Annotated in this window: 21 protein-coding genes and 1 tRNA gene; 13 read left to right on the top strand and 9 right to left on the bottom strand. The window is 72.2% G+C overall.

The features are described 5' to 3' along the window. Positions 1 to 13: 13 nt before the first annotated feature. Positions 14 to 1207 carry a low temperature requirement protein A gene (locus ACFYU9_RS34325; RefSeq protein ID WP_389215506.1) on the bottom strand — a complete coding sequence of 398 codons (1194 nt, stop codon included), beginning with the start codon at positions 1205 to 1207 and terminating at the stop codon, positions 14 to 16. A 360-nt stretch (positions 1208 to 1567) separates the two neighbouring features. Between ACFYU9_RS34325 and ACFYU9_RS34320 the strand changes: the two genes are divergently transcribed. Continuing rightward, positions 1568 to 1783, top strand: a complete 216-nt coding sequence (locus ACFYU9_RS34320; RefSeq protein WP_389215510.1) for a hypothetical protein — start codon at positions 1568 to 1570, stop codon at positions 1781 to 1783. Positions 1784 to 1802: 19 nt separating this feature from the next. Here the strand turns inward: ACFYU9_RS34320 and mscL are convergent, their stop codons facing one another. The 5 genes from mscL to ACFYU9_RS34295 all read right to left on the bottom strand — a co-directional run bounded on the left by mscL (position 1803) and on the right by ACFYU9_RS34295 (position 6806). Further along, positions 1803 to 2315, bottom strand: a complete 513-nt coding sequence (gene mscL / locus ACFYU9_RS34315; RefSeq protein ID WP_389347447.1) for a large conductance mechanosensitive channel protein MscL — start codon at positions 2313 to 2315, stop codon at positions 1803 to 1805. Between the two features lie 114 nt (positions 2316 to 2429). Next, positions 2430 to 2975, bottom strand: a complete 546-nt coding sequence (locus tag ACFYU9_RS34310; RefSeq protein WP_389347444.1) for a hypothetical protein — start codon at positions 2973 to 2975, stop codon at positions 2430 to 2432. A 346-nt stretch (positions 2976 to 3321) separates the two neighbouring features. After that, a complete protein-coding gene (locus tag ACFYU9_RS34305; RefSeq protein WP_389215518.1) occupies positions 3322 to 3639 on the bottom strand; it encodes an FmdB family zinc ribbon protein in 318 nt (105 codons plus the stop codon). Positions 3640 to 3707: 68 nt separating this feature from the next. Beyond that, positions 3708 to 4985, bottom strand: coding sequence for an MFS transporter (locus ACFYU9_RS34300; protein WP_389215521.1), 1278 nt, complete (start codon positions 4983 to 4985; stop codon positions 3708 to 3710). Positions 4986 to 5231: 246 nt separating this feature from the next. Beyond that, the gene (locus ACFYU9_RS34295) at positions 5232 to 6806 is read right to left on the bottom strand and encodes a potassium/proton antiporter (protein ID WP_389216046.1); all 1575 of its coding nucleotides are present in this window, start codon (positions 6804 to 6806) and stop codon (positions 5232 to 5234) included. Positions 6807 to 7053: 247 nt separating this feature from the next. Here ACFYU9_RS34295 and ACFYU9_RS34290 point away from each other — a divergent pair, with 247 nt between their 5' ends. Further along, entirely contained in the window at positions 7054 to 9783 is a 2730-nt protein-coding gene (locus tag ACFYU9_RS34290; protein ID WP_389215524.1) for a penicillin acylase family protein, read from the top strand. Positions 9784 to 9813: 30 nt separating this feature from the next. Here the strand turns inward: ACFYU9_RS34290 and ACFYU9_RS34285 are convergent, their stop codons facing one another. After that, the gene (locus ACFYU9_RS34285) at positions 9814 to 10416 is read right to left on the bottom strand and encodes a 5-formyltetrahydrofolate cyclo-ligase (protein ID WP_389347442.1); all 603 of its coding nucleotides are present in this window, start codon (positions 10414 to 10416) and stop codon (positions 9814 to 9816) included. A gap of 50 nt (positions 10417 to 10466) precedes the next feature. Here ACFYU9_RS34285 and galU point away from each other — a divergent pair, with 50 nt between their 5' ends. The 7 genes from galU (at position 10467) to ACFYU9_RS34250 (ending at position 15940) form a co-directional block, all read left to right on the top strand. Next, positions 10467 to 11366, top strand: coding sequence for a UTP--glucose-1-phosphate uridylyltransferase GalU (gene galU, locus ACFYU9_RS34280; protein ID WP_389215530.1), 900 nt, complete (start codon positions 10467 to 10469; stop codon positions 11364 to 11366). A gap of 4 nt (positions 11367 to 11370) precedes the next feature. Next, positions 11371 to 12732 carry a gephyrin-like molybdotransferase Glp gene (gene glp, locus ACFYU9_RS34275; RefSeq protein WP_389347440.1) on the top strand — a complete coding sequence of 454 codons (1362 nt, stop codon included), beginning with the start codon at positions 11371 to 11373 and terminating at the stop codon, positions 12730 to 12732. 58 nt (positions 12733 to 12790) lie between these two features. Then, positions 12791 to 13276, top strand: a complete 486-nt coding sequence (gene moaC, locus ACFYU9_RS34270) for a cyclic pyranopterin monophosphate synthase MoaC (RefSeq protein WP_389215536.1) — start codon at positions 12791 to 12793, stop codon at positions 13274 to 13276. A 98-nt stretch (positions 13277 to 13374) separates the two neighbouring features. Next, positions 13375 to 13866, top strand: a complete 492-nt coding sequence (locus ACFYU9_RS34265) for a molybdenum cofactor biosynthesis protein B (RefSeq protein ID WP_389347574.1) — start codon at positions 13375 to 13377, stop codon at positions 13864 to 13866. Then, a complete protein-coding gene (locus ACFYU9_RS34260) occupies positions 13863 to 14492 on the top strand; it encodes a GNAT family N-acetyltransferase (RefSeq protein WP_389215542.1) in 630 nt (209 codons plus the stop codon). Before ACFYU9_RS34265 ends, ACFYU9_RS34260 begins: the two co-directional genes overlap by 4 nt. 156 nt (positions 14493 to 14648) lie before the next feature. Further along, complete coding sequence (gene glpR / locus ACFYU9_RS34255; protein ID WP_389347438.1) at positions 14649 to 15770, top strand: gephyrin-like molybdotransferase receptor GlpR; 1122 nt, start codon at positions 14649 to 14651, stop codon at positions 15768 to 15770. A gap of 96 nt (positions 15771 to 15866) precedes the next feature. Beyond that, positions 15867 to 15940, top strand: a tRNA-Ala gene (locus ACFYU9_RS34250). Between the two features lie 121 nt (positions 15941 to 16061). On the opposite strand, the gene ACFYU9_RS34245 is transcribed toward ACFYU9_RS34250, so the two are convergent. Continuing rightward, the gene (locus tag ACFYU9_RS34245; protein WP_389347436.1) at positions 16062 to 16553 is read right to left on the bottom strand and encodes a GNAT family N-acetyltransferase; all 492 of its coding nucleotides are present in this window, start codon (positions 16551 to 16553) and stop codon (positions 16062 to 16064) included. A gap of 67 nt (positions 16554 to 16620) precedes the next feature. On the opposite strand from ACFYU9_RS34245, the gene ACFYU9_RS34240 reads away from it, so the two are divergent. Then, complete coding sequence (locus ACFYU9_RS34240) at positions 16621 to 17424, top strand: exodeoxyribonuclease III (protein ID WP_389215551.1); 804 nt, start codon at positions 16621 to 16623, stop codon at positions 17422 to 17424. Positions 17425 to 17485: 61 nt separating this feature from the next. Here the strand turns inward: ACFYU9_RS34240 and ACFYU9_RS34235 are convergent, their stop codons facing one another. Further along, positions 17486 to 18100 carry a MerR family transcriptional regulator gene (locus tag ACFYU9_RS34235; protein WP_389216049.1) on the bottom strand — a complete coding sequence of 205 codons (615 nt, stop codon included), beginning with the start codon at positions 18098 to 18100 and terminating at the stop codon, positions 17486 to 17488. A 301-nt stretch (positions 18101 to 18401) separates the two neighbouring features. Between ACFYU9_RS34235 and ACFYU9_RS34230 the strand changes: the two genes are divergently transcribed. Genes ACFYU9_RS34230 through ACFYU9_RS34220 form a run of 3 tightly spaced genes read left to right on the top strand, consistent with a single transcriptional unit; the run spans position 18402 to position 21744 of the window. After that, positions 18402 to 19925, top strand: a complete 1524-nt coding sequence (locus tag ACFYU9_RS34230; RefSeq protein WP_389215553.1) for a flavin-containing monooxygenase — start codon at positions 18402 to 18404, stop codon at positions 19923 to 19925. A gap of 23 nt (positions 19926 to 19948) precedes the next feature. Continuing rightward, entirely contained in the window at positions 19949 to 20866 is a 918-nt protein-coding gene (locus ACFYU9_RS34225) for an alpha/beta fold hydrolase (RefSeq protein WP_389216052.1), read from the top strand. Beyond that, positions 20863 to 21744 carry an SDR family oxidoreductase gene (locus tag ACFYU9_RS34220; RefSeq protein ID WP_389215556.1) on the top strand — a complete coding sequence of 294 codons (882 nt, stop codon included), beginning with the start codon at positions 20863 to 20865 and terminating at the stop codon, positions 21742 to 21744. Before ACFYU9_RS34225 ends, ACFYU9_RS34220 begins: the two co-directional genes overlap by 4 nt. The last annotated feature ends 109 nt before the right edge of the window (positions 21745 to 21853 follow it).

Below are 21853 nucleotides of genomic sequence, written 5' to 3'. Positions count from 1 at the left end.
AGGGCCCCGACGGTCAGCGGGCGGACCGGGTGCGCCGGGCGTCCGGGTTGGTGGCCGGGTTGAGAGCCGTGAGGGTCACTCCCACGGCCACGGTCGCGGCGGCGACGAGACCGGCGGCCGGAACCGCCCACCGCCCGGCGAACGAGCACATCAGGATCGCGAGGGCGGAGACCGGACTCACGAGCTGCTGGGCGATGCCGACCTTGAAGTAGCGGGCGTGCAGGAACCACACGCAGAGCAGGAAGACGGCCGTCGGGATGGTCACGGCGGAGGACGCGGCCAGGGTGGAGATGTGCGCCTTGCCGACGGCCTGTTCGACCGCGATCTCGATGCCGGCGCCGATCGCGGCGGCCGAGGTGAAGATCAGGTAGTGGCCGTAACCCCACAGGAAGCCCTGCCGGTTGGAGGCGAGCCGGTCGTGCGCGGGCACGACGAAGTAGATCCACCAGGCGGCGAAGACGATCAGCAGCCCGCCGGCGGCGATCGGCAGCACCTCGGCCAGGGCGTCGTTCTCCGTGACGCCCGACTTCACGGCGACGGTCGCCGCCGCGATCGTCTCGCCGAGCACGATGATCGTGAACAGGCCGTACCGCTCGGCGATGTGGTGCGGGTGCCAGGCGGTGGTCACGTCCTTCTCCGCGTACATCGGCACGGCCATCTCCGCGAGCGCCATCACCAGGAAGACCCACGGGCGCACGTCCTCGGGAACGAGGAGCAGCGCCGTCCAGCCGATCTGGCAGCCGATGACCCCGGCCGCGTAACGGCGGCACATCGTCCGCTCGGCGGGATCGGTGGCGTGGTGCGCGGCGCGCAGCCACTGGGAGGAGAGCGCCAGCCGCATGACGACGTAGCCGATGTACACGACGAGGAAGTCGTGGTCCTCGAACGCCCGCGAGACGCCGGCGGCCAGGATCAGCACGCCCGCGATCTGGACGAGCGTGACCACGCGGTAGAGCACGTCGTCGTTGTCGTACGCCGAGGCGAACCAGGTGAAGTTCATCCAGGCCCACCAGATCGCCCAGAAAACCATCGCGTAGTTCACGATGCCGGACCCGGCATGCCCCTCGGCGACGGCGTGTACGAGCTCGGCCCCGGCCTGCGCCACGGCCACGACGAAACAGAGGTCGAAGAACAGCTCCAGCGGCGTGGCGGCACGGTGCGCCTCGTCGCGCGCGCGGGCGGTGAGGGGAAGGAAGGGTTGCGTCATGCCCCAAAGGACAACACAGACGCGCACCGGCCCTCACAGCGCGCCGCGCCACCACCGCACCCGTGCCGTCAGCGACCCCCCTTCCGCACGAGCGCTGCCGCAGATCCCGCCCCACCAGCGGCTACGGGCGACCCGCGGATCCGGCACACCCGCCCCGGCCCCGGTCCGGGAGCCGGGATCGAGCGGGATCCCGAACGCTCCGCGAAGCTCTCCGCCCGGCTGGCCCCCGCCCTGACGTGGTCATCGGCTACGCCGGACCGCGCCCGAACCCTCCATGGTCCCGCCACGCCGGCCGCCCGCCGACCCCGGTCCCGCGGATCGGCCGGGTCCGGGGCGGTGATCCCGGCGTACCCTGAGAACATGAGCACCGCCCCCGCCCCCGGACCGCGAGCAGCGAAGCGGACCGGCTCCGTACCCGAATCGCAACCCAGGCCGGCACTGATCTTCGACGATCCGCTGGACCGGCAGTCCACGGACGACACGGACCGAGGATGGGGCGAGCGGCCTCCCGCCGGCGGCGACAGCGCCGCCGACCTCGCGCGCTTCCTCGACGAGAAGCCGCCGCACCACCTCTGACGCCGACGCGAGCCGTCGGTCAGGAGGTGGGGTGCGTCCCCGAACCGCCGCCGGCGCGGGCGCTCGTCCCGGTGCCCTCGCTCGGACCACGCTGGGCGACCAGGTGGTCGCGGATCTCCTTGAGCACCTCCAGCTCGCTGATCTCCAGCGTCTCCTCGACGCTCTCCTTCACCCGGTCGTGCGCGGCCCGCTTGGCGAGGATCTTCGCCATGGGCAGGACCATCAGGAAGTAGACGACCGCCGCCGTGATCACGAAGCTGAGAACGGCGCTGAGGACCAGACCCCACTGGATCTGGATGCCCTGCATCTCGCCGTCGACCACCTTGCAGGGGGCCTTGAGGCAGGACGCGTAGCCCTCCAGGTCCTTCGTGCCGAAGGCGCCGACGATCGGGTTGATGATGCCCTTGACCACCGAGTTCACGATGTTGGTGAACGCGGCACCGATGACGACGGCGACCGCCAGATCGATCACGTTGCCGCGCATCAGAAAGGCTTTGAAGCCTCCCAGCAAGCTTTCCTTCTTCTCGGCCACCAAGGTGCCTTTCGTCGCGTGTGCTGCTGTGTGCGGAGCCATTAGGCCGCGATCGGCGCAGAGGCGTCCAATCCGTACACACGGGACGGTTACTTGACAGGCCGTCAGTGCGAATCAGCACAGCGTCACCGCCAGTTGGGACGTGATGCCGGCCCCGGCGAGCGCCGTCGCCGTCGGCCGTGGCACGGACAGCACGATCAGCGCCCCGCCGTCCGGACTGGTCTCGCCCGGCGGCGGCACCTCGGCCACCCGGGCGTCCGAGGCCACCACGCGGGCCTCGCCGCCCGCCCCCATCGGCGAGTTGGGCGCCGCGATCACGTCCACCCGGTCGCCGGGCCTGAGCAGCCGGACGGTCGCCGCGTCGGCGATCCGCACCGGAGCGGACACCAGTGGCACGGCGGCCGGCCGGTGCGTCGTGCGCGCGGTGTGCGAGGAAGGCGGCGGGGGATGTGGGACCAGGCCCTCGGCGCCGGCCGCCCCGGTCGCCGCGAGCGCGGCGGCCGTCATCGCGAGGACCGCGGCCGGCGCCCGTCGCTTGCGGCGCAGGGCCCGGCTCAGCCGTAGCCGCGCGCCGCGGACCCGCAGCGGATCGAAGTGCGGCACGCCGCACGGCGCGGGCACCGAGGTGCGGGTGTGGGGGAAGCAGGATTCTGTGTTCATCGCGCGACCGCCTGTCGTGACACGGGCCGTTCGCCGGACCGTCCGGCGAACCGCACCCACCGTCCCGCGGCCGCCGCGATCCTGCTCGGGCCTGTGGACTACCGGGCGGTTGTGGACAACTTCCTCACTCCGTCGAGCGATTGCCGTGGCGGGGTGGGCCGAGGAGGCTGGAGTCAGTCAGGTTTCCGCGGGTGGCCGACCCCCGGCCCGCGGGATCAGGGCAGTCCGATCGTGAAGCGCGCCCGTGCGTCCGGGCGCGGCTCGCGTACAAACGCCGAATGCCCCGCCGCGTGAGCGACAGGGCATCGGGTGGAGCCATGGACCTGCGGGACCTGTGGAGAGGAGGTCAGGCCGCCGAGGTGTTCGACGAGGCCGCCGGCTTCGAGTCCGAGGAGGACGACGAAGACGTCGACGGCGTGGCCGGCGTGGAGGTGGACGACGAGGTCGTGGAGGACTTCGACGACGCGGGCGTGCTGCTGGACGACGAGCCGCGGCTGTCGTTCCGGTAGAAGCCGGAACCCTTGAACACGATGCCGACCGCGGAGAACACCTTCTTCAGGCGTCCCTTGCAGTTCGGGCACTCGGTCAGGGCGTCATCCGTGAACTTCTGCACCGCCTCGAGGCCCTCGCCGCACTCGGTGCACTGGTACTGGTAGGTCGGCACTTGTCTTCCTCCTGGCACTCACACTCATCGAGTGCTAACGACGATCCATAGTGACGTATTCCGTCGGTTCAGTCCACCGACACCGGAACTCGGTGACCGATACCACGCGCGGCGACCCGGCTCGTCGCCTGGGGGCGCAGTCGCGAGCGGAGGGCGAGCAGGGTGACGAGGGCGAGCAGCGTGCCCGCCATCGGCACCAGGAAGCCGGTGCTCGCGCCGTGGGCGTCGGCGAGCCGGCCGGCGACCGTGACGGCGGCGGCCTGGCCCAGCGCCACGGCGCCGGTCAGCCAGGTGAAGGCCTCGGTGCGGGCGTTGGCCGGGATCAGGGTCTCGACGATGGTGTAGCCGGTGATCAGGGCCGGGGCGATGCACAGACCCACGACCAGACCGAGCGCGCCGAGCAGCAGGACGGAGTGCGCGGACCAGAGGAGGGAGGCGGCGATGGTGAGACCGGTGTAGCCGAGGAGCAGGCGGCGGCGGGGGCCGATCTTCCAGGCGATGGCACCCATCGCGATGCCGGCGAGCATGTTGCCGGCGGCGAAGACGCCGTACAGCAGGCCGTTGGCGCCCGGGTTGCCGATCTCCTCGGAGAAGGCGGTCAGGGAGACCTGCATGCCGCCGAAGACCGAGCCGATGCCGAGGAAGGCGATGACGAGGACGCGGACGCCGGGCACGGACAGGGCCGAGCGGCGCGGTTCGTCGGAGTGGCCGGCCGCGGCGGCCAGGCCGTGGGCGGGCTGGGTGCGGTGCTGGGCGGCGAAGAACAGGCCGCCGATCAGGGTGAGCGTGGCCTCGGCGATCAGGCCGGCGGCCGGGTGGATGCCGGTGCACAGGGCGGTGGCGAGGACCGGGCCGACGACGAAGGTGAACTCGTCCGTCACCGACTCGAAGGCGGCGGCGGTCGGCATCAGAGGCGTGCCGTCCAGCTTCGCCGCCCACCGGGCGCGGACCATCGGCCCCACCTGCGGCACGGAGGCGCCGGAGGGGATGGCCGCGAGGAACAGGGCCCACAGCGGGGCGCCGGCCAGGGCCAGCGCGACGAGAAGGGAGACGGAGGCGGTGTGGACGAGCACGCCGGGGATGAGGACGGCCCGCTGGCCGAAGCGGTCGGCGAGCTTGCCGCTCTGCGGGGCGAAGAGCGCCATGGAGACACCGGTCGCGGCGGCGACGGCGCCGGCGGTGCCGTAGGAGCCGGAGGTGTGCTGGACGAGCAGGACGATGCCGATGGTCAGCATCGCGAACGGCTGTCGGGCGGCGAAGCCCGGGAGCAGGAAGGAGAGAGCGCCGGGAGTGCGCAGCAGCTGTCCGTAACCGGGACGCTTCTCGGTGACGACCGTGGACGCCACGGTCCTGGCCTTTCTGCCGCCTGGTAGCGGTCCCGGGCACGGTAGTGGCGGGCTCGCCGAGAGCTGTCCTCTTGCGCGGAACTGCGGTAGATACCGGGACCCACTGCGGGAAGTGCCTCGGCCGCCATACGGTCGCGCCAGCTCTGCGTCAGGCAGAGTTGGTTCGATCAAGTGTGCCTTCATGGTACAGGGAAGGGCGTCTTCCCGCCTGGGAAAACGCCCTGAGACCTGAATTAATGCCTGGGATTAACCGGATGTTCGTCGGAACGGGTTCCGGTGGGGCCCGCGGCGGTGGTCGCGGTGGCGCTCCGGGGCGGCGACGGCGGTGGATCCCGCGGTGCCGAGCCAGCCGGCGAGCTTGCCGCCCTGGTCCACGGCGCGCAGCCGGCGCTCGGCGGCGTCCCGGACCGGGTCTGTGGCGACGACCAGGAGCTCGTCGCCCCGCCGCAGCACGGTGGCGGGGCCGGGGACGAAGCTCTTCTCGTCGCGGACGACCAGGGTGACGGCGGCACCGGCGGGCAGCCGGAGTTCGGAGACCTCGACGCCGTGCATCCTGGACTCGTCCGGGATCGCCACGGAGAGCAGGTGGCCGCGCAGCCGCTCCAGCGGGGCGGACTCGACGCCCAGGTCGGCGGCCTCGGCCTGGTCGCCGAGGCGGAGGGCCTTGGCGAGCCAGGGCAGGGTCGGGCCCTGGACCAGGGTGTAGACGACGACCAGCACGAAGACGATGTTGAAGATCCGCTCGCTGCCGCTGATCCCGGACACCATCGGGATGGTGGCGAGGATGATCGGCACCGCTCCGCGCAGGCCGGCCCAGGACATCAGGGCCTGCTCCTGCCAGGGGATGCGGAAGGGAAGGAGGCTGACGAGGACCGAGGTGGGGCGCGCGACCATGGTGAGGACGAGGCCGATGACGATGGCGGGCCAGAAGTCGTTGCCGAGCTCGTGCGGGGTGACGAGCAGGCCGAGCAGGACGAACATGCCGATCTGGGCGATCCAGCCGAGGCCCTCGGCGAAGCCACGGTTGGCGGGGGCGTGCGGCAGCCTGGCGTTGCCGAGCACCATCGCGGCCAGGTAGACGGCGAGGAAGCCGGAGCCGTGGCCGATGGCGCCTGCGGCGTAGGCGACGACGGCGATGGCCATGACGGCGATCGGGTAGAGGCCGGAGGCGGGCAGGGCGATGTGGCGCAGCGCGAGGGCGCCGAGGAAGCCGACGGCGAGGCCGACGGCGGCGCCTATGGCCAGCTCGAGGATGATCTGCCCGACGATGACGTACCAGGCGGCGTCGATCTCGCCGACGGTGGAGAAGGCGACGACGAGGATCACGACGGGGGCGTCGTTGAAGCCGGACTCGGCTTCCAGGACGCCGGTGACGCGGGCCGGCAGCGGCACCCTGCGCAGGACGGAGAAGACGGCGGCGGCGTCGGTCGAGGAGACGACGGCGCCGATGATGAGGGCCTGCTGCCATTCCAGACCCACGAGGTAGTGCGCGCCCGCGGCCGTGATGCCCACGCTCACCGCGACGCCGACGGTCGAGAGGACGACGGCTGACGGCAGCGCGGGTTTGATCTCCTTCCACTTCGTGCCCAGGCCACCCTCGGCCAGGATCACCACCAGGGCGGCATAGCCGATCACCTGGGTCAGTTCGGCGTTGTCGAAGGCGACGTTGCCGATGCCGTCCTGCCCCATGGCGACCCCGATCCCGAGGTAGAGCAGGAGGCTGGGGAGCCCGCTGCGGGATGAGATCCGCACCGCCGCGACGGCGATGAGCAGCACGAGCGAGCTGATGAGCAGGAGTTCGTTGAGCTGGTGGACAGTCAGTGGCCGTTCCTTCCCCTCGCGCGCCGCACGCGCAATACGGACCGCATCGCCGGATCGTTCCTCCGACGGCAGGTACTTCGTTACCTTACCTAATCTTTAACGCTTTCTTGACGCCTCTTTGACGATCGGACGTACATCAGTACGGATAAGTACGGTCTTCTTCCTGACTCCGCGTCCGGGCCGTTCGGGGGCTGCGCCTAAGGTTGCTCCCGTACTCCAGGACCACCCTGCCCCTCGAAGGACAGCGATGCCCTCCAACACGACCGCGCCCCCTGCCAAGAAGAAGGGGCGGCGCGCCCGCCTGATCGTCCTCGTCCTGGTCCTCGCCCTGGTCGGCGGCATCGGGTACGGCGCGTACTGGGGCGTCGACACCGTCCGGGGCTCGTTCCCGCAGACCACGGGGACGCTCAAGCTCGACAAGCTCTCCGGCCCCGTCGAGGTCAAGCGCGACGCCTACGGCGTCCCGCAGATCTACGCCGACAACGAGGCCGACCTGTTCCGCGCCCAGGGCTACGTCCAGGCGCAGGACCGCTTCTACGAGATGGACGTCCGGCGTCATCTGACGGCCGGCCGCCTCTCCGAGATGTTCGGCAAGAGCCAGGTCGACACCGACGCCTTCCTGCGCACCCTCGGCTGGCGGCGGGTCGCGCAGCAGGAGTACGACAAGGTGCTGTCGCCGGAGACCAAGAAGAACCTCCAGGCGTATGCCGAGGGCGTCAACGCCTACCTCAAGGACAAGGACCCGGCCGGCGTCTCCGCCGAGTACGCGGCCCTCGCCCTCGCCAACGACTACACGATCGAGCCGTGGACGCCGGTCGACTCGGTCGCCTGGCTCAAGGCCATGGCCTGGGACCTGCGCGGCAACATGCAGGACGAGATCGACCGCTCCCTGATGGCGAGCCGGCTGAAGCCGAGCGAGATCGCCGAGCTCTACCCGGGCTACCCGTACGAGCTGCACCAGCCGATCGTCGCCAAGGGCGCCGTCGACAAGATCACCGGGAAGTTCGACCCGAAGGCCGAGCCGCGGGACACCACCGGGACCGGCGCCGGCGACGGCACCGGCACGCAGGGCATCCAGTCGCAGCTCTCCGCGCTCTCCGACAGCCTCGACGAGATCCCGGCCCTGCTCGGCCCCAACGGCAGCGGCATCGGCTCGAACTCCTGGGTCGTCTCCGGCCAGTACACGACGTCCGGCAAGCCGCTGCTCGCCAACGACCCGCACCTCGCGCCGATGCTGCCGTCCCTCTGGTACCAGATGGGCCTGCACTGCCGCACCGTCTCCGCCACCTGCGGCTACGACGTCGCCGGCTACACCTTCTCCGGCATGCCCGGCGTGATCATCGGCCACAACAACGACATCGCCTGGGGCTTCACCAACCTCGGCGCCGACGTCACCGACCTCTACCTGGAGAAGGTCGGCACCGACGGCTACGTCGTCGACGGCAAGACCAAGCCGTTCACGGTCCGCGACGAGACCATCAAGGTCGCCGGCGGCGGCGACCGCACCATCACCGTCCGCTCCACCGAGCACGGCCCGCTGGTCTCCGACCGCTCCACCGAGCTGGAGAAGGTCGGCCGCTCCGCCCCCGTCGGCAACGCCGCCCCCGACCGCGGCACCGGCTACGGCGTCTCGCTGCGCTGGACCGCGCTGCAGCCCGGCAAGTCGATGGACGCCGTCTTCGAGCTCAACCGCGCCAAGGACTTCAAGACGTTCCGGGCCGCGGCCAAGGACTTCGAGGTCCCCTCGCAGAACCTGATCTACGCCGACACCGAGGGCCACATCGGCTACCAGGCGCCCGGCAAGATCCCGGTCCGCTCCGACGCCAAGGGCTACGACGGCACCATGCCCGTGCCCGGCTGGGACTCGAAGTACGACTGGAAGGGCTACATCCCCTTCGCCGAGCTGCCCTACGAGTACGACCCCGCGCGCGGCTACATCGTGACCGCCAACCAGGCCGTCATCGACGAGAAGAAGTACCCGCACCTGCTCACCCGTGACTGGGGCTACGGCTCGCGCAGCCAGCGGATCAACGACCTCGTCGAGTCGAAGATCAAGGACGGCGGCAAGATCTCGCCGGACGACATGCAGACGCTGCAGATGGACAACCGCAGCGAGATCGCGACCCTGCTCAACCCGCTGCTGCTGAAGGTCGACATCGCCGACCCGCAGGTCCGCGAGGCCCAGAAGCTGCTCGAGGGCTGGGACTACAAGCAGGAGCCGGACTCGGCGGCGGCCGCGTACTTCAACGCGGTGTGGCGCAACGTCCTCAAGCTCTCCTTCGGCAACAAGCTGCCCAAGGAGCTGCGCGTCAAGGGCGAGTGCATCAACGTCCGCGTCTCCGACACCACCGGCCCGGTCGACGAGCAGAACAAGCTGGTGACCGAGTGCGGCCAGCGCGACCCCGACAGCGCGCAGCCCGACGGCGGCGACCGCTGGTACGAGGTGGTCCGACCGCTCCTGGAGCAGGAGAAGAACCACTGGTGGAAGACGCCGGGTGACCGGCTCAACGCCCCCACCGAGACCCGTGACCAGCTGCTCGCGCAGGCCATGAAGGACGCCCGCTGGGAGCTGACCGCCAAGCTCGGCAAGGACGTCTCCACCTGGAGCTGGGGCCGCCTGCACCAGCTGAACCTCAACAACCAGACCCTCGGCACCGCCGGCCCCGACATCGTCAGGACGCTGCTCAACCGCGGCCCGTGGAACGTCGGCGGCGGCGAGGCCGCGGTCAACGCGACCGGCTGGAACGCGGCCGGCGGCTACGACGTCACCTGGGTGCCGTCGATGCGGATGGTCGTCAACGTCGGCGACTGGGACAAGTCCCGCTGGATCAACCTCAGCGGCGCCTCCGGCCACGCCTTCAACAGCCACTACACCGACCAGACGGACAAGTGGGTCAAGGGCGAGCTGCTGGACTGGGTGTACGGGCAGGGGGCGGTCGAGGCCGCCACCCAGGACACCCTCAAGCTGGAGCCGTAAGGCAGCAGGGCGACAAGACCGCCGGAGGAGCTACGACGCGAAGCGCCGGACCTCCTCCGGGGTCACCACCGCGTGCACGGGGTGGTCGTGCGGTTCCTCCGGGACCCGCGCGACCACCTCGTTCGCGTACAGGAGCACGACGAGCGCCGGATCCGCCGCCGCCCGTACCAGCCGGGCGAGTACCCGGTCGTACGAGCCGCCGCCGCGGCCGAGCCGCATGCCGCGCGCGTCGACCGCGAGACCCGGCAGCAGCACCGCGTCCGCGGCGCAGACGGCCTCGGGCCCGAGCCGCTCGCCGACCGGTTCGAGGAGCCCGCGGCCCGCCTTGGCGAGGCGCTCGGCCCCCTCGTAGACGGCCCAGTCGAGGTCGTTGTCGGCCAGCAGCACGGGCAGCAGTACCCGTACGCCCCGCGCGCGCAGCGCGTCGAGCAGCGCGCGCGTGCCCGGTTCGCGCCCCACGGAGACGTATGCGGCGACCGTGCCGGCGTCGGCCAGCTCGGGCAGTTCGAGGGCGTGGCGGGCCAGCGCCTCGGCGGCGTGCGCGACGTCCTCGGGGCCCTGCGCGGCGCGGGCCGCGAGCAGGGCGCGGCGCAAGAGCGCCTTCTCGGTCGGTTCCGCCTGGATCGGATCCACTCCCACGACTCTCAATATTCCTCTCATACCGAACGGCTAGGGTGCTCGGCATGACGCAGACGCCGCCCCTCACCAAGGCTGTCATCCCGGCAGCGGGCCTCGGCACCCGGTTCCTGCCGGCCACCAAGGCGACGCCGAAGGAGATGCTGCCGGTCGTCGACAAGCCGGCCATCCAGTACGTCGTCGAGGAGGCCGTCGCGGCCGGGCTCTCCGACGTGCTGATGATCACCGGCCGCAACAAGCGTCCCCTTGAGGACCACTTCGACCGGAACTACGAGCTGGAGGAGGCGCTGGTCCGCAAGGGCGACGACGAACGCCTCGCCCGGGTCCAGGAGTCCAGCGACCTGGCGACCATGCACTACGTGCGCCAGGGAGCCCCGCGCGGCCTCGGCCACGCCGTGCTCTGCGCGGCCCCGCACGTCGGCGACCAGCCGTTCGCGGTCCTCCTCGGCGACGACCTGATCGACCCGCGCGACCCGCTGCTCGCGCGCATGATCGAGGTGCGCGAGCGGTTCGGCGGCAGCGTCATCGCGCTGATGGAGGTCGAGCCCTCGCAGATCCACCTCTACGGCTGCGCGGCGGTCGCGCCGAGCGGCGAGGCGGACGTGGTGAAGGTGACGGACCTGGTGGAGAAGCCGGAGCCGGCCGAGGCGCCCAGCAACCTGGCCATCATCGGCCGTTACGTCCTGGATCCGGCCGTCTTCGCGATACTGCGGGAGACCGAGCCGGGCCGCGGTGGCGAGATCCAGCTGACCGACGCGCTGCAGCGCCTCGTGCAGGACGAGCGGCACGGCGGCCCGGTGCACGGCGTCGTCTTCAAGGGCCGCCGCTACGACACCGGCGACCGCGGCGACTATCTGCGTGCCATTGTCAGACTGGCGTGCGAACGTGAGGACCTGGGGCCGGACTTCCGGACCTGGCTCCGCGGTTACGTCAGCGAGGAGATGTAGGACCTTGAGCAGCAGCGGAACGGCACCGTCGGCGCACGGCCACTCCGACGAGGGGCCCGCCGACCCGTGCGCCGGCCCGGCCCGGGGCCTGTGGTCGGTCGACGAGCACCTCGACGACATCCTCGCGGCGGTCTCCCCGCTCGAACCCATCGAGCTGCAGCTGCCCGACGCCCAGGGCTGCGTCCTCGTCGAGGACGTGACGGTACCGGTCGCGCTGCCGCCCTTCGACAACAGCTCCATGGACGGGTACGCGGTGCGGGTCGCCGACGTGGCCGGGGCGAGCGAGGAGTTCCCCGCCGTCCTGACCGTGATCGGCGACGTCGCCGCGGGCGCCGGCGGGCTGCCCGAGGTCGGCCCCGGGCAGGCCGCCCGGATCATGACCGGCGCCCCGCTGCCGCCCGGCGCCGAGGCAGTCGTCCCCGTGGAGTGGACCGACGGCGGTACGGGCGGGGGCGCGGCGGGCACCATGCGCCCGGCCAGCGCCGCCCCCGAGGGCGCCGAGGGCGAGGTCCGGGTGCACCGGCCCGCCGAGGCCCGCGCCCATGTCCGGGCCCGCGGCAGCGACGTGAAGGCCGGGGAGCTGGCGCTCGCGGCGGGCACGGTCCTCGGGCCGCCGCAGCTCGGCCTGCTCGCGGCGATCGGCCGCGGCTCCGTGCGGGTGCGCCCCCGCGCGCGCGTGGTGGTGATCTCCACGGGCAGCGAACTGACCCAGCCCGGCGAGCCCTTGGCCGAGGGCCGGATCTACGACTCCAACAGCTTCGCGCTCGCCGCGGCCGCGCGCGACGCCGGAGCCATCGCCTACCGGGTCGGCGCGGTCGCCGACGACGCCGAGTCGCTGCGCGCCGCCATCGAGGACCAGCTGATCCGCGCGGACCTGATCGTCACCACCGGCGGGGTCAGCGTGGGGGCGTACGACGTGGTGAAGGAGGCGCTCACGGCGGACGGCGAGGTCGACTTCCGCAAGCTGGCCATGCAGCCGGGCAAGCCGCAGGGCTTCGGCATGATCGGCCCGGAGCACACCCCGCTGCTCGCCCTGCCGGGCAACCCGGTCTCCTCGTACGTCTCCTTCGAGCTGTTCGTCCGGCCCGCGATCCGCGCCCTGATGGGCCTCGCCGACCGGCCGGACACCCAGCGGCCCCGGGTGCGCGCGGTCCTCAAGGCGGACCGGGCGCTGTCGTCGCCGGCCGGCCGCCGCCAGTTCCTGCGCGGGACGTACGACCCGGTGTCCGGCAGCGTCAGCCCGGTGGGCGGGGCCGGCTCGCATCTGATCGCGGCGCTCGCGCACGCGGACGCGCTGCTCGTCGTACCGGAGGAGGTGACCGAGGTGGCGCCCGGCACGGAGCTTGAAGTGGTCCTCCTCGGCTGAGCGGCGCATGGTGGGGGTACGGTGTCGTCCCACAGAGCGACCGGGAGTGTCACCGCCAATGAGCACGCAGCAAGGACTCACCCACATCGACGAGGCGGGGGCGGCCCGCATGGTCGACGTCTCCGGCAAGGACGTGACGGCCCGCACCGCCCGCGCGAGTGGCCGTGTCCTGGTGTCGCCGCGCGTGATCGAGCTGCTGCGCGGCGAGGGCGTCCCGAAGGGCGACGCGCTCGCGACCGCCCGGATCGCCGGGATCATGGGCGCGAAGAAGACCCCGGACCTCATCCCGCTGTGCCACCCGCTGGCCGTCTCGGGCGTGAAGCTGGACCTGACGGTCGCGGACGACGCCGTGGAGATCCTGGCGACGGTGAAGACCACGGACCGCACGGGCGTGGAGATGGAGGCGCTGACGGCGGTGTCGGTGGCGGCGCTGACCGTCGTCGACATGGTGAAGGCGGTCGACAAGGGCGCGGTCATCTCCGACGTACGGGTGGAGGAGAAGACCGGCGGCAAGTCGGGCCACTGGACCAGGGGCGAGTCGTGACCCGGGCGGGCCGGGTGGCCGGAGCGCACGAGCACGAGACCCACGGGGCGGCTGCCGAGGCGGCGGAGCCCCGGGCGGCGAAGAGCTCGTACACCGCGTTGGTCGTCACCGCCTCCAACCGGGCCGCCGCCGGTGTCTACGAGGACAAGGGCGGCCCGCTGATCGCCGACGGCCTGCGCCGGATGGGCTTCGCCGTGGAGGGCCCGCAGGTCGTGCCCGACGGCGCGCCCGTCGAGGCGGCCCTGCGCGCCGGCGTCGCGGCCGGTTACGACGCGATCGTCACGACCGGCGGCACGGGCATCTCGCCCACCGACGAGACGCCCGAGGCCACCCGGCGCGTCCTGGACCGCGAGATCCCGGGCATCCCGGAGGCGATCCGCGCGTACGGCCGGGAGAAGGTGCCCACGGCGGCGCTCTCGCGCGGCCTGGCCGGGGTCGCGGGCGGCACGCTGATCGTCAACCTGCCCGGTTCGACCGGTGGCGTACGGGACGGGCTCGCCGTCCTGGAGCCGCTGCTCGCCCACGCGGTGGACCAGATCCGCGGCGGCGACCACCCGAGACCGGCGACGGAAACGGGCCCGGAGTCATGATCCCGTCCTGGCCCGTGGTCCTCGTGGACGGCGATGTGCTGCTCCGGCCGATAAGGATGCGCGACCACGCCGCCTGGCGCGAGGTGAACCGGCGCAACCGCGACTGGCTGCGCCCCTGGGAGGCGACGGTCCCGCCGGCCGGGCCCAGCGGCCCGGTGACGCAGCGTCCCACGTACCGTCAGATGGTGCGCCATCTGCGGGCGGAGGCGAACGCCGGCCGGATGATGCCGTTCGTCATCGAGTACCAGGGGCAGCTGGTCGGGCAGTTGACGGTCGCCGGGATCACCTGGGGCTCCATGTGCTCGGGCCATGTGGGCTATTGGGTGGACAGCGCGGTGGCCGGGCGCGGCGTCATGCCGACGGCGGTCGCGCTCGCCGTCGACCACTGCTTCCGCACGGTGGGGCTGCACCGCATGGAGGTCTGCATTCGCCCGGAGAACGGCCCCTCGCGGCGGGTCGTGGAGAAATTGGGATTCCGGGAGGAGGGGCTGAGGCCCCGTTATCTGCACATCGACGGCGCGTGGCGGGACCATCTGGTCTTCGCGCTCACGGCGGAGGAGGTGCCGGAGGGGCTGCTGCGCCGCTGGCACCAGGCGCAGACGGCCCGTCGCCAGCAGCACCACTAATTCCAATAAGTGTTCGAATTTAATCGCCAGTTGACCGCCGAACGGCGTCAATCGATCTGAAGAATCACAAAAAATTTCAGTGATATCAGCCAGATCGTGCGACACACCGGGCCAATTGGCCGATGCCTTCACCCGAACCCCTCTACCGTGTGAGGCGTGAGCAGCAGCGGCCTCATCTACGCAGTCATCGTCGGGGCCTGGGCCGCCTACTTGGTGCCGATGTGGCTCCGCAGGCAGGACGAGCTGAACGAAGCCCGTCCGACGGAACGCTTCAGCACCGCCATCCGGCTGCTGTCCGGACGGGCGGGCATGGAGCGCCGTTACGCCAAGGAGCTGAGGGACCGGGAACGGGCGGCGGACGGCGTGGCGCCCGACGTGGACCCGGACGCGGAGACGGAGCATCTGAGCTCGGTCGACGTCCGGGGCTTCTGCGCGCCCGCGGCCAGGACGGAAGCCCGCCTGGAGATCCCCGACGCGAGCCCCTCGGCCCAGGCCAAGGCGCCTTCCGGCAAGGCCCAGGCCCCGGTGCCTTCCGGCAAGGCGCAGGCCCCTTCGGGCCAGGCCCAGCCCCCGGTCAAGGGCCCCAAGCCCGCCGGGCGCCCGAACGCGTCCGCCGAGCGCGCCCGGAGAAGCAAGGTCCTCGCCCGGCGCCGGCGCACCACGGTGATGCTCTTCCTCACCTTCACCCTCGGCGCGGTCGTCGCGGCCGTCGGCGGTCTCGCCTTCCTGTGGGTGCCGGCGATCCCGGCCCTGCTGCTGAGCGCGTACATCGTCTATCTGCGCGCCCAGGAGCGGCGGCGCTTCGTCTACGTGATGGACCGGCGCAGCGCCGAGGCCGCCGCGGCCCGGCTGCGCGAGAGCCGCCGCCCCGCCCCGACGCCCGAACCGGCGCCCGCCCCGGCCGCCGCGCCCGCGCCCGAGCAGACCGTCTCCCCGCAGGAGGCGGACCGCCGCGCGCTGGTCGAGCAGACGGACCACGCGGAGTGGGTGGACCAGCAGCGCGAGCGCGGCCCGGCCCGCGGCGACAGCTGGGATCCGGTCCCGGTCCCGCTGCCGACGTACGTCACCGCGCCGGTCGCCCCGCGCGCCTCGGGCGGCGTCGACATCACGGACCCGGAGACCTGGAGCGCGGCCCGCTCCTCCACGGCCGCCGACCCCACCCCGCCGCCGGCCCCCCGCCAGCGCACCACCCCGCAGCGCCCGCGCCGCGACCACGGCCGCACCCCGCTCTTCGACCAGTACGCGGACGACGACCGCCCCCGCGCGGCCAACGAATGACCGGCCGGCCGGGGTCCGCGACGGCCCCCGGCTGACCAGCGGGGGAGCGGATTTCCGACTCAGCCGATCGGGATGCTAATGTTTCATCCGTCGCAAGGGCCTGTGGCGCAGTCCGGTAGCGCACCTCGTTCGCATCGAGGGGGTCAGGGGTTCGAATCCCCTCAGGTCCACAGACACAGAGGACCCCGTCCGATCGCAAGATCGGACGGGGTCCTCTGCTTTGTGCCCAGGGCTTGGCGCCCCTTCCGGGGCGCCTTCGCCTACCGCTTTTCGCCTCCCGCCTTCGCTCTCTCAGAGCGCCTTCGCGAAGCAGCGGCTGTTCGGGTAGTCGCGGTAGTAGCCGAACTTGGCGCACGGCTCGTAGCCGCTCGACGTGTAGAGGGCGATGGCCTCCGGCTGGGCCGTGCCCGTCTCCAGGACCATGCGGGTGCGGCCCGCGGCGCGGGCGTCGGCCTCCAGGGCGGCGAGGATGCGGCGGGCCAGGCCCAGGCCGCGGGCCTCGGGGACCACGTACATGCGCTTCAGCTCGGCGTCGCCGTCCGCGTAGCCCTCGTCGCCGGCCTCCTGGGCGCGCCAGCCGCCGGTGGCGACGGGGCGGCCCTCGGGGTCGTACGCGAGCAGGTAGAGGCCCTGCGGCGGGGTGAACATCGCGGGGGAGAGCGGGGTGAGGTCGCCCTCGCCCTCACCGTCGTCGTCCGCGTAGCGCTCGGCGTACTCCAGCTGGACGGCCTCGTTGAGCTTGACGGCGTCGGGGTGGTCGAAGGGCGTCGGGCGTATATTCATGCGTTCCACTGTACGTCTATGCGGGTCGGCGGCGGAGCGCCGGCCGGGGTGTCGGTATTCTCCCGGGATGCTCACCATCACCAGCGCGAATGTCAATGGTCTCCGAGCCGCCGCCAAGAAGGGCTTCGTCGAGTGGCTGGCCGCGACCTCCGCCGATGTGGTCTGCCTGCAGGAGGTGCGGGCCGAGGAGGCGCAGCTGCCGGCCGAGGTGCGGGCGCCCGAGGGCTGGTTCACCGCCCACGCGCCCGCCGCCGCGAAGGGTCGCGCCGGGGTGTCGCTGTACACGCGGCGCGAGCCCGACGCCGTGCGCGTCGGCTTCGGCTCGGCCGAGTTCGACGGCAGCGGCCGCTACCTGGAGGCCGACCTGCCCGGTGTCACCGTCGCCAGCCTCTACCTGCCATCGGGCGAGGTCGGCACCGAGCGGCAGGACGAGAAGATCCGCTTCATGGACGAGTTCCTTCCGTACCTGAAGGGGCTCAAGGAGCGCGCCGCCGCCGACGGCCGCGAGGTCGTCGTCTGCGGCGACTGGAACATCGCCCACCGCGAGGCCGACCTCAAGAACTGGAAGGCCAACCAGAAGAGCGCCGGCTTCCTGCCGGAGGAGCGGGAGTGGCTGGGCCGGGTCCTCGACGAGGCCGACGGCGGTTACGTGGACGTCGTCCGCGCCCTCCACCCCGAGCAGACCGGCCCGTACTCCTGGTGGTCCTACCGCGGCCGGGCCTTCGACAACGACAGCGGCTGGCGCATCGACTACCAGGTCGCCACGCCCGGACTCGCCGCGAAGGCCGTCAAGGCGTACGTCGAGCGCGCCGCGACCCACGCGGAGCGCTGGAGCGACCACGCGCCCGTGACGGCCGTCTACGAGCTCTGACGGCCCTCCTGGGGCCTGTGGGGCCTGTGGGGCTCTCGGTGGCCCTGGGGCCGAGCCGGCCCTACGGGCGCAGGCGCCGGTCGAGGGCGAGCGAGAGCTCGGCCTCGACCACGCTCTTGGCGAGCGGGCGCAGCCGCTGCGCGTCGGCGGCGGCGGTGTACTTTCCGAGGATCTCGGTGAACAGCTCCGCCAGCGCCTCCGCGTGCTCGCGCACCCGGCCGCCCGCCTCCAGGACGGCGGCCAGTGGCACGCCCTCGCGGACCAGGGCGGCGGAGACGTCGAGGAGCCGGCGGCTGATGTGGACGATGTCCTCGCCGTCGGTGGCGAGGTAGCCGAGGTCGAGTGCGGCGGCCAGGTTCTCCGGGGTGACCTCGCCGGCGAAGTGGTCGGCGAGCTCCTCCGGGGTGAGGCGGACGGGCTCCTCCTCGGTCGGCGGGCCGAGTTCGAGCACCTCGCCGACGTTGCGGCCGGACTCGAAGGCGGCGGTGAGGTCGGCGATGCCGTTGAGGGTGTGGCCGCGTTCGAGCAGGCCGGCGATGGTGCGCAGGCGGGCCAGGTGACGGTCGTCGTACCAGGCGATCCGGCCCTCGCGGCGGGGCGGCGGGATCAGTCCGCGCTCGCGGTAGAAGCGGAGGGTGCGTACGGTGATGCCGGCCGCTTCGGCCAGGTCGGCCATGCGGTACTCGCGCGGAGCCCGCGCGTCCGTCCCGGCGTCGCCGGCGGCGCCGGGGGCGTCGGAGGCACCGGCGGCACCCGGGGTGCCGGGGGCGTCGGCCCGTACCGCGTCCCGGCCCTGCTCCGGCCCCGAGTCCCGTACCCCTGCTTCTCCTGATCGTTTCGCCACGTCCGCCAGCCTATGTTGTACCGCCGGTAACTTTCCCTCGTCGTACCCCTACCGCTCGGTATGCCGCTGCTCTACAGTCCCGACTGTGCCAGTGATTGCTGGCGGAATCTTGGCCGGGCGCACGGGAGGCGGCATGGCGAAGCACGAGCACGTACGGGTGGCGGTGATCGGATCGGGATTCGGCGGCCTCGGCGCCGCCGTCCGGCTGCGCCGCGAGGGGATCACCGACTTCGTCGTCCTGGAGCGCGCCGACTCCGTGGGCGGCACCTGGCGGGACAACAGCTACCCCGGCTGCGCCTGCGACGTCCCCTCCCACCTCTACTCCTTCTCCTTCGCGCCCAACCCCGACTGGCCGCGCACCTTCTCCGGCCAGCGCCACATCCGGGCGTACCTGGAGCACGTCACCGACACCTTCGGGATCCGGCCGCACCTGCGGCTGAACCACGAGGTCATGAAGGCGGCCTGGAACGAGGACGAGCTGCGCTGGGACATCGAGACCAGCCGCGGCAGCTTCTCCGCCGACGTCGTCGTCTCCGCCACCGGCCCGCTCTCCGACCCGAAGATCCCCGACATCCCGGGGCTCGCCGACTTCACCGGCAAGGTCTTCCACTCCGCCCAGTGGGACCACGACTTCGACCTCACCGGCAAGCGCGTGGCCATGGTCGGAACCGGCGCCTCCGCCATCCAGATCGTCCCCGCCATCCAGCCGAAGGTCGGCAGGCTCACCCTCTTCCAGCGGACGCCCCCGTGGGTCATGCCCCGCGTGGACCGGGCCATCAGCGGCCCCGAGCGCTGGCTGCACCGGCAGCTGCCGTTCACCGCGACCGCCCGCCGCGGCCTCCTCTGGGGCATCCGCGAGCTCCAGGTCAGCGCCTTCACCAAGCGGCCGAACGAGCTGGGCCTGGTCGAGCGGCTCGCCAAGGCCAACATCGCCCGCTCCATCAAGGACCCGGAGCTGCGGGCCAAGCTGACCCCCTCGTACCGTCTCGGCTGCAAGCGGATCCTGCTCTCCAACGCGTACTACCCGGCGCTCGCCCGGCCCAACGTCGACGTCGTCGCCTCCGGCCTCAAGGAGATCCGCGGCAACGTCGTGGTCGCCGCCGACGGCACGGAGACCGAGGTCGACGCGATCGTCTTCGGCACCGGCTTCCACGTCACCGACCTGCCGATCGCCTCGCGCGTCATCGGCGCCGACGGCCGCTCGCTCGCCGACCACTGGAAGAACGGCATGGAGGCGCTGCGCGGCGCCACCGCCGCCGGCTTCCCCAACTGGATGACGATCATCGGCCCCAACACCGGCCTCGGGAACTCCTCGATGATCCTGATGATCGAGTCCCAGCTGAACTACATGGCCGACTACCTGCGCCAGCTGAACGTCCTCGGCGGCCGCGCCGCGCTCGCCGTGCGCCCCTCCGCCGTCGGCGTCTGGAACCGCCGGGTGCAGAAGCGGATGGAGACGACGGTCTGGAAGGCGGGCGGCTGCGAGAGCTGGTACCTCGACGCCAACGGCCGCAACACCACGCTGTGGCCGGGCACGACCTCCGAGTTCCGGCGCGAGACGCGGAGCGTCGACCTGTCCGAGTACGAGGTGCTGCGCGCACCCGCGAAGCCGTCGACGACCCGCCGCACGCCCCGCAGGAAGGAGGCCGTCCAGTGAGCGTCTCCGCTGTCCGCGACCTGATGGTGACCTCGGCCGACGGGTCCCGCATCCACGTCGAGGTGCACGGCCGGGCCGGCGCCCCCGCCGTCGTCCTCGCCCACGGCTGGACCTGCTCCACCCGCTTCTGGGACGCGCAGATACGGGACCTGGCCGCCGACCACCGCGTCATCGCCTACGACCAGCGCGGCCACGGCGGCTCGCCGACCGCCGACACCCTGGGGCTCGGCGCCGGCAAGGGCTACTCCACCGAGGCGCTCGCCGACGACCTGGAGGCCGTGCTCGCGGCCACCCTCGGCCCCGGCGAACGGGCCGTCCTGGCCGGCCACTCGATGGGCGGCATGACGCTGATGGCCGCCGCTCGCCGCCCGCTGTTCCGGCAGCACGCCGCCGCCGCGCTGCTCTGCTCGACCGGCCCGGCCCGGCTGACCGAGGAGGCGCGCGTCGTACCGCTGGGGCCCGGCGGGCTGCGGACCCGGCTCACCCGCGCCGTCCTCGGCTCGAAGGCGCCGCTCGGACCGGTCACCGCGGTGTCGAAGAAGGTGCTGAAGTACGCGACGATGGGGCCGGGGTCGGCGCCGGAACGGGTCGACGCGTGCGCCCGGATCGTGCACGCCTGCCCGCGCGGCGCCCGGCACGGCTGGTCGCAGGTCCTCGCCGGACTCGACGTGGCCGCGGAGGTGCGGGAGCTGCGGCTGCCCGTCGCCGTCGTCGTGGGCACCGAGGACCGGCTCACCCCGCCCGTGCACGCTCGCCGCATCGTCGCCGACCTGCCGCACTGCACGGGACTGACCGAACTGGCCGGCATGGGCCACATGACGCCGGTGGAGGCCCCCGAGGCCGTCACCGCGCAGATCCGCGAACTGACCATGACGTATCTGACGTATCCGGGCGCGGGCGCGGGTACGGGCACCGGAGCGAAGGAGGAGGCAGAGGCATGAGCAGGGTGAGCCTGGAAGGACAGGTGGCGGTCGTCACCGGAGGAGCCCGCGGCGTCGGCGAACTCCTCGCCCGCAAACTCTCCGCGCGCGGCGCGAAGGTCGCGCTCGTCGGCCTGGAGCCCGACCTCCTGAAGGAGGTCGCCGGGCGGCTGCACACCGAGGCCGACTGGTGGCACGCCGACGTCACCGACCACGTGGCCATGGCGCGGGTCGCCGAGGAGGTCAAGGAGCGCTTCGGCAAGGTCGACATCGTCGTCGCCAACGCCGGTGTCGCGGCGGGCGGACCGTTCGTCGACTCCGACCCGGTCGCCTGGCGCCGGGTCATCGAGGTCAACCTGATCGGCGGCGCCGTGACCGCCCGGGCCTTCCTGCCCGTCCTCATGGAGTCCCGCGGCTACTTCCTGCAGATCGCCTCGCTGGCCGCGATGACGCCGGCGCCGATGATGACGGCGTACTGCGCCTCCAAGTCCGGCGTCGAGGCCTTCGCGCACAGCCTGCGCGCCGAGGTCGCCTACAAGGGCGTCAAGGTCGGCGTCGGCTACCTCTCCTGGACCGACACCGACATGGTGCGCGGCGCCGACCAGGACGACGTCATGCGCGAGCTGCGTGCCCGGCTGCCCTGGCCGTCCAACCGCACCTACCCGCTCGGCCCGGCCGTCGACCGGATCGTCGCGGGCATCGAGCGGCGCTCGGCCCATGTGTACGCACAGTGGTGGCTGCGCGGGATGCAGTCCACCCGCGGCTATCTGCCGGGCATCATCGCCGGCGTCGGGCAGCGCGAGATGAAGCGCTTCGAGCCGCGGCTCGCCTCGGTCGGGAAGGGACTCGTGGGCGCGGGCGGAGCGGCGGACGAGCAGGCGCGCACGCAGGGCTCCTGACTGTCCGTATCCGGTCGACATGCACGGGTTGCCGCGCCGTGTCAGTCTGGTCGAGGCCCAAGGGGTGGATTTCCGCCCCGATCCCCTCACACCCTTCTAGGAGTGAACC

The organism is Streptomyces sp. NPDC004327, from assembly GCF_042873935.1.
GTDB lineage: Bacteria > Actinomycetota > Actinomycetes > Streptomycetales > Streptomycetaceae > Streptomyces.
Note: the sequence above shows the minus strand (reverse complement) of the source record. Positions and strands in the feature narration are given on the sequence as shown.

Excerpts from the sequence above, each read along its gene's own strand:
- ACFYU9_RS34240 (WP_389215551.1), top strand. The coding sequence starts at position 16,621 with ATGCTCACCATCACCAGCGCGAATGTCAATGGTCTCCGAGCCGCCGCC.
- ACFYU9_RS34235 (WP_389216049.1), bottom strand. The coding sequence starts at position 18,100 with ATGGCCGACCTGGCCGAAGCGGCCGGCATCACCGTACGCACCCTCCGC.
- ACFYU9_RS34225 (WP_389216052.1), top strand. The coding sequence starts at position 19,949 with ATGGTGACCTCGGCCGACGGGTCCCGCATCCACGTCGAGGTGCACGGC.
- ACFYU9_RS34320 (WP_389215510.1), top strand. The coding sequence starts at position 1,568 with ATGAGCACCGCCCCCGCCCCCGGACCGCGAGCAGCGAAGCGGACCGGC.
- ACFYU9_RS34220 (WP_389215556.1), top strand. The coding sequence starts at position 20,863 with ATGAGCAGGGTGAGCCTGGAAGGACAGGTGGCGGTCGTCACCGGAGGA.
- ACFYU9_RS34260 (WP_389215542.1), top strand. The coding sequence starts at position 13,863 with ATGATCCCGTCCTGGCCCGTGGTCCTCGTGGACGGCGATGTGCTGCTC.
- galU (WP_389215530.1), top strand. The coding sequence starts at position 10,467 with ATGACGCAGACGCCGCCCCTCACCAAGGCTGTCATCCCGGCAGCGGGC.
- ACFYU9_RS34245 (WP_389347436.1), bottom strand. The coding sequence starts at position 16,553 with ATGAATATACGCCCGACGCCCTTCGACCACCCCGACGCCGTCAAGCTC.
- ACFYU9_RS34310 (WP_389347444.1), bottom strand. The coding sequence starts at position 2,975 with ATGAACACAGAATCCTGCTTCCCCCACACCCGCACCTCGGTGCCCGCG.
- moaC (WP_389215536.1), top strand. The coding sequence starts at position 12,791 with ATGAGCACGCAGCAAGGACTCACCCACATCGACGAGGCGGGGGCGGCC.
- ACFYU9_RS34290 (WP_389215524.1), top strand. The coding sequence starts at position 7,054 with ATGCCCTCCAACACGACCGCGCCCCCTGCCAAGAAGAAGGGGCGGCGC.
- ACFYU9_RS34325 (WP_389215506.1), bottom strand. The coding sequence starts at position 1,207 with ATGACGCAACCCTTCCTTCCCCTCACCGCCCGCGCGCGCGACGAGGCG.
- ACFYU9_RS34230 (WP_389215553.1), top strand. The coding sequence starts at position 18,402 with ATGGCGAAGCACGAGCACGTACGGGTGGCGGTGATCGGATCGGGATTC.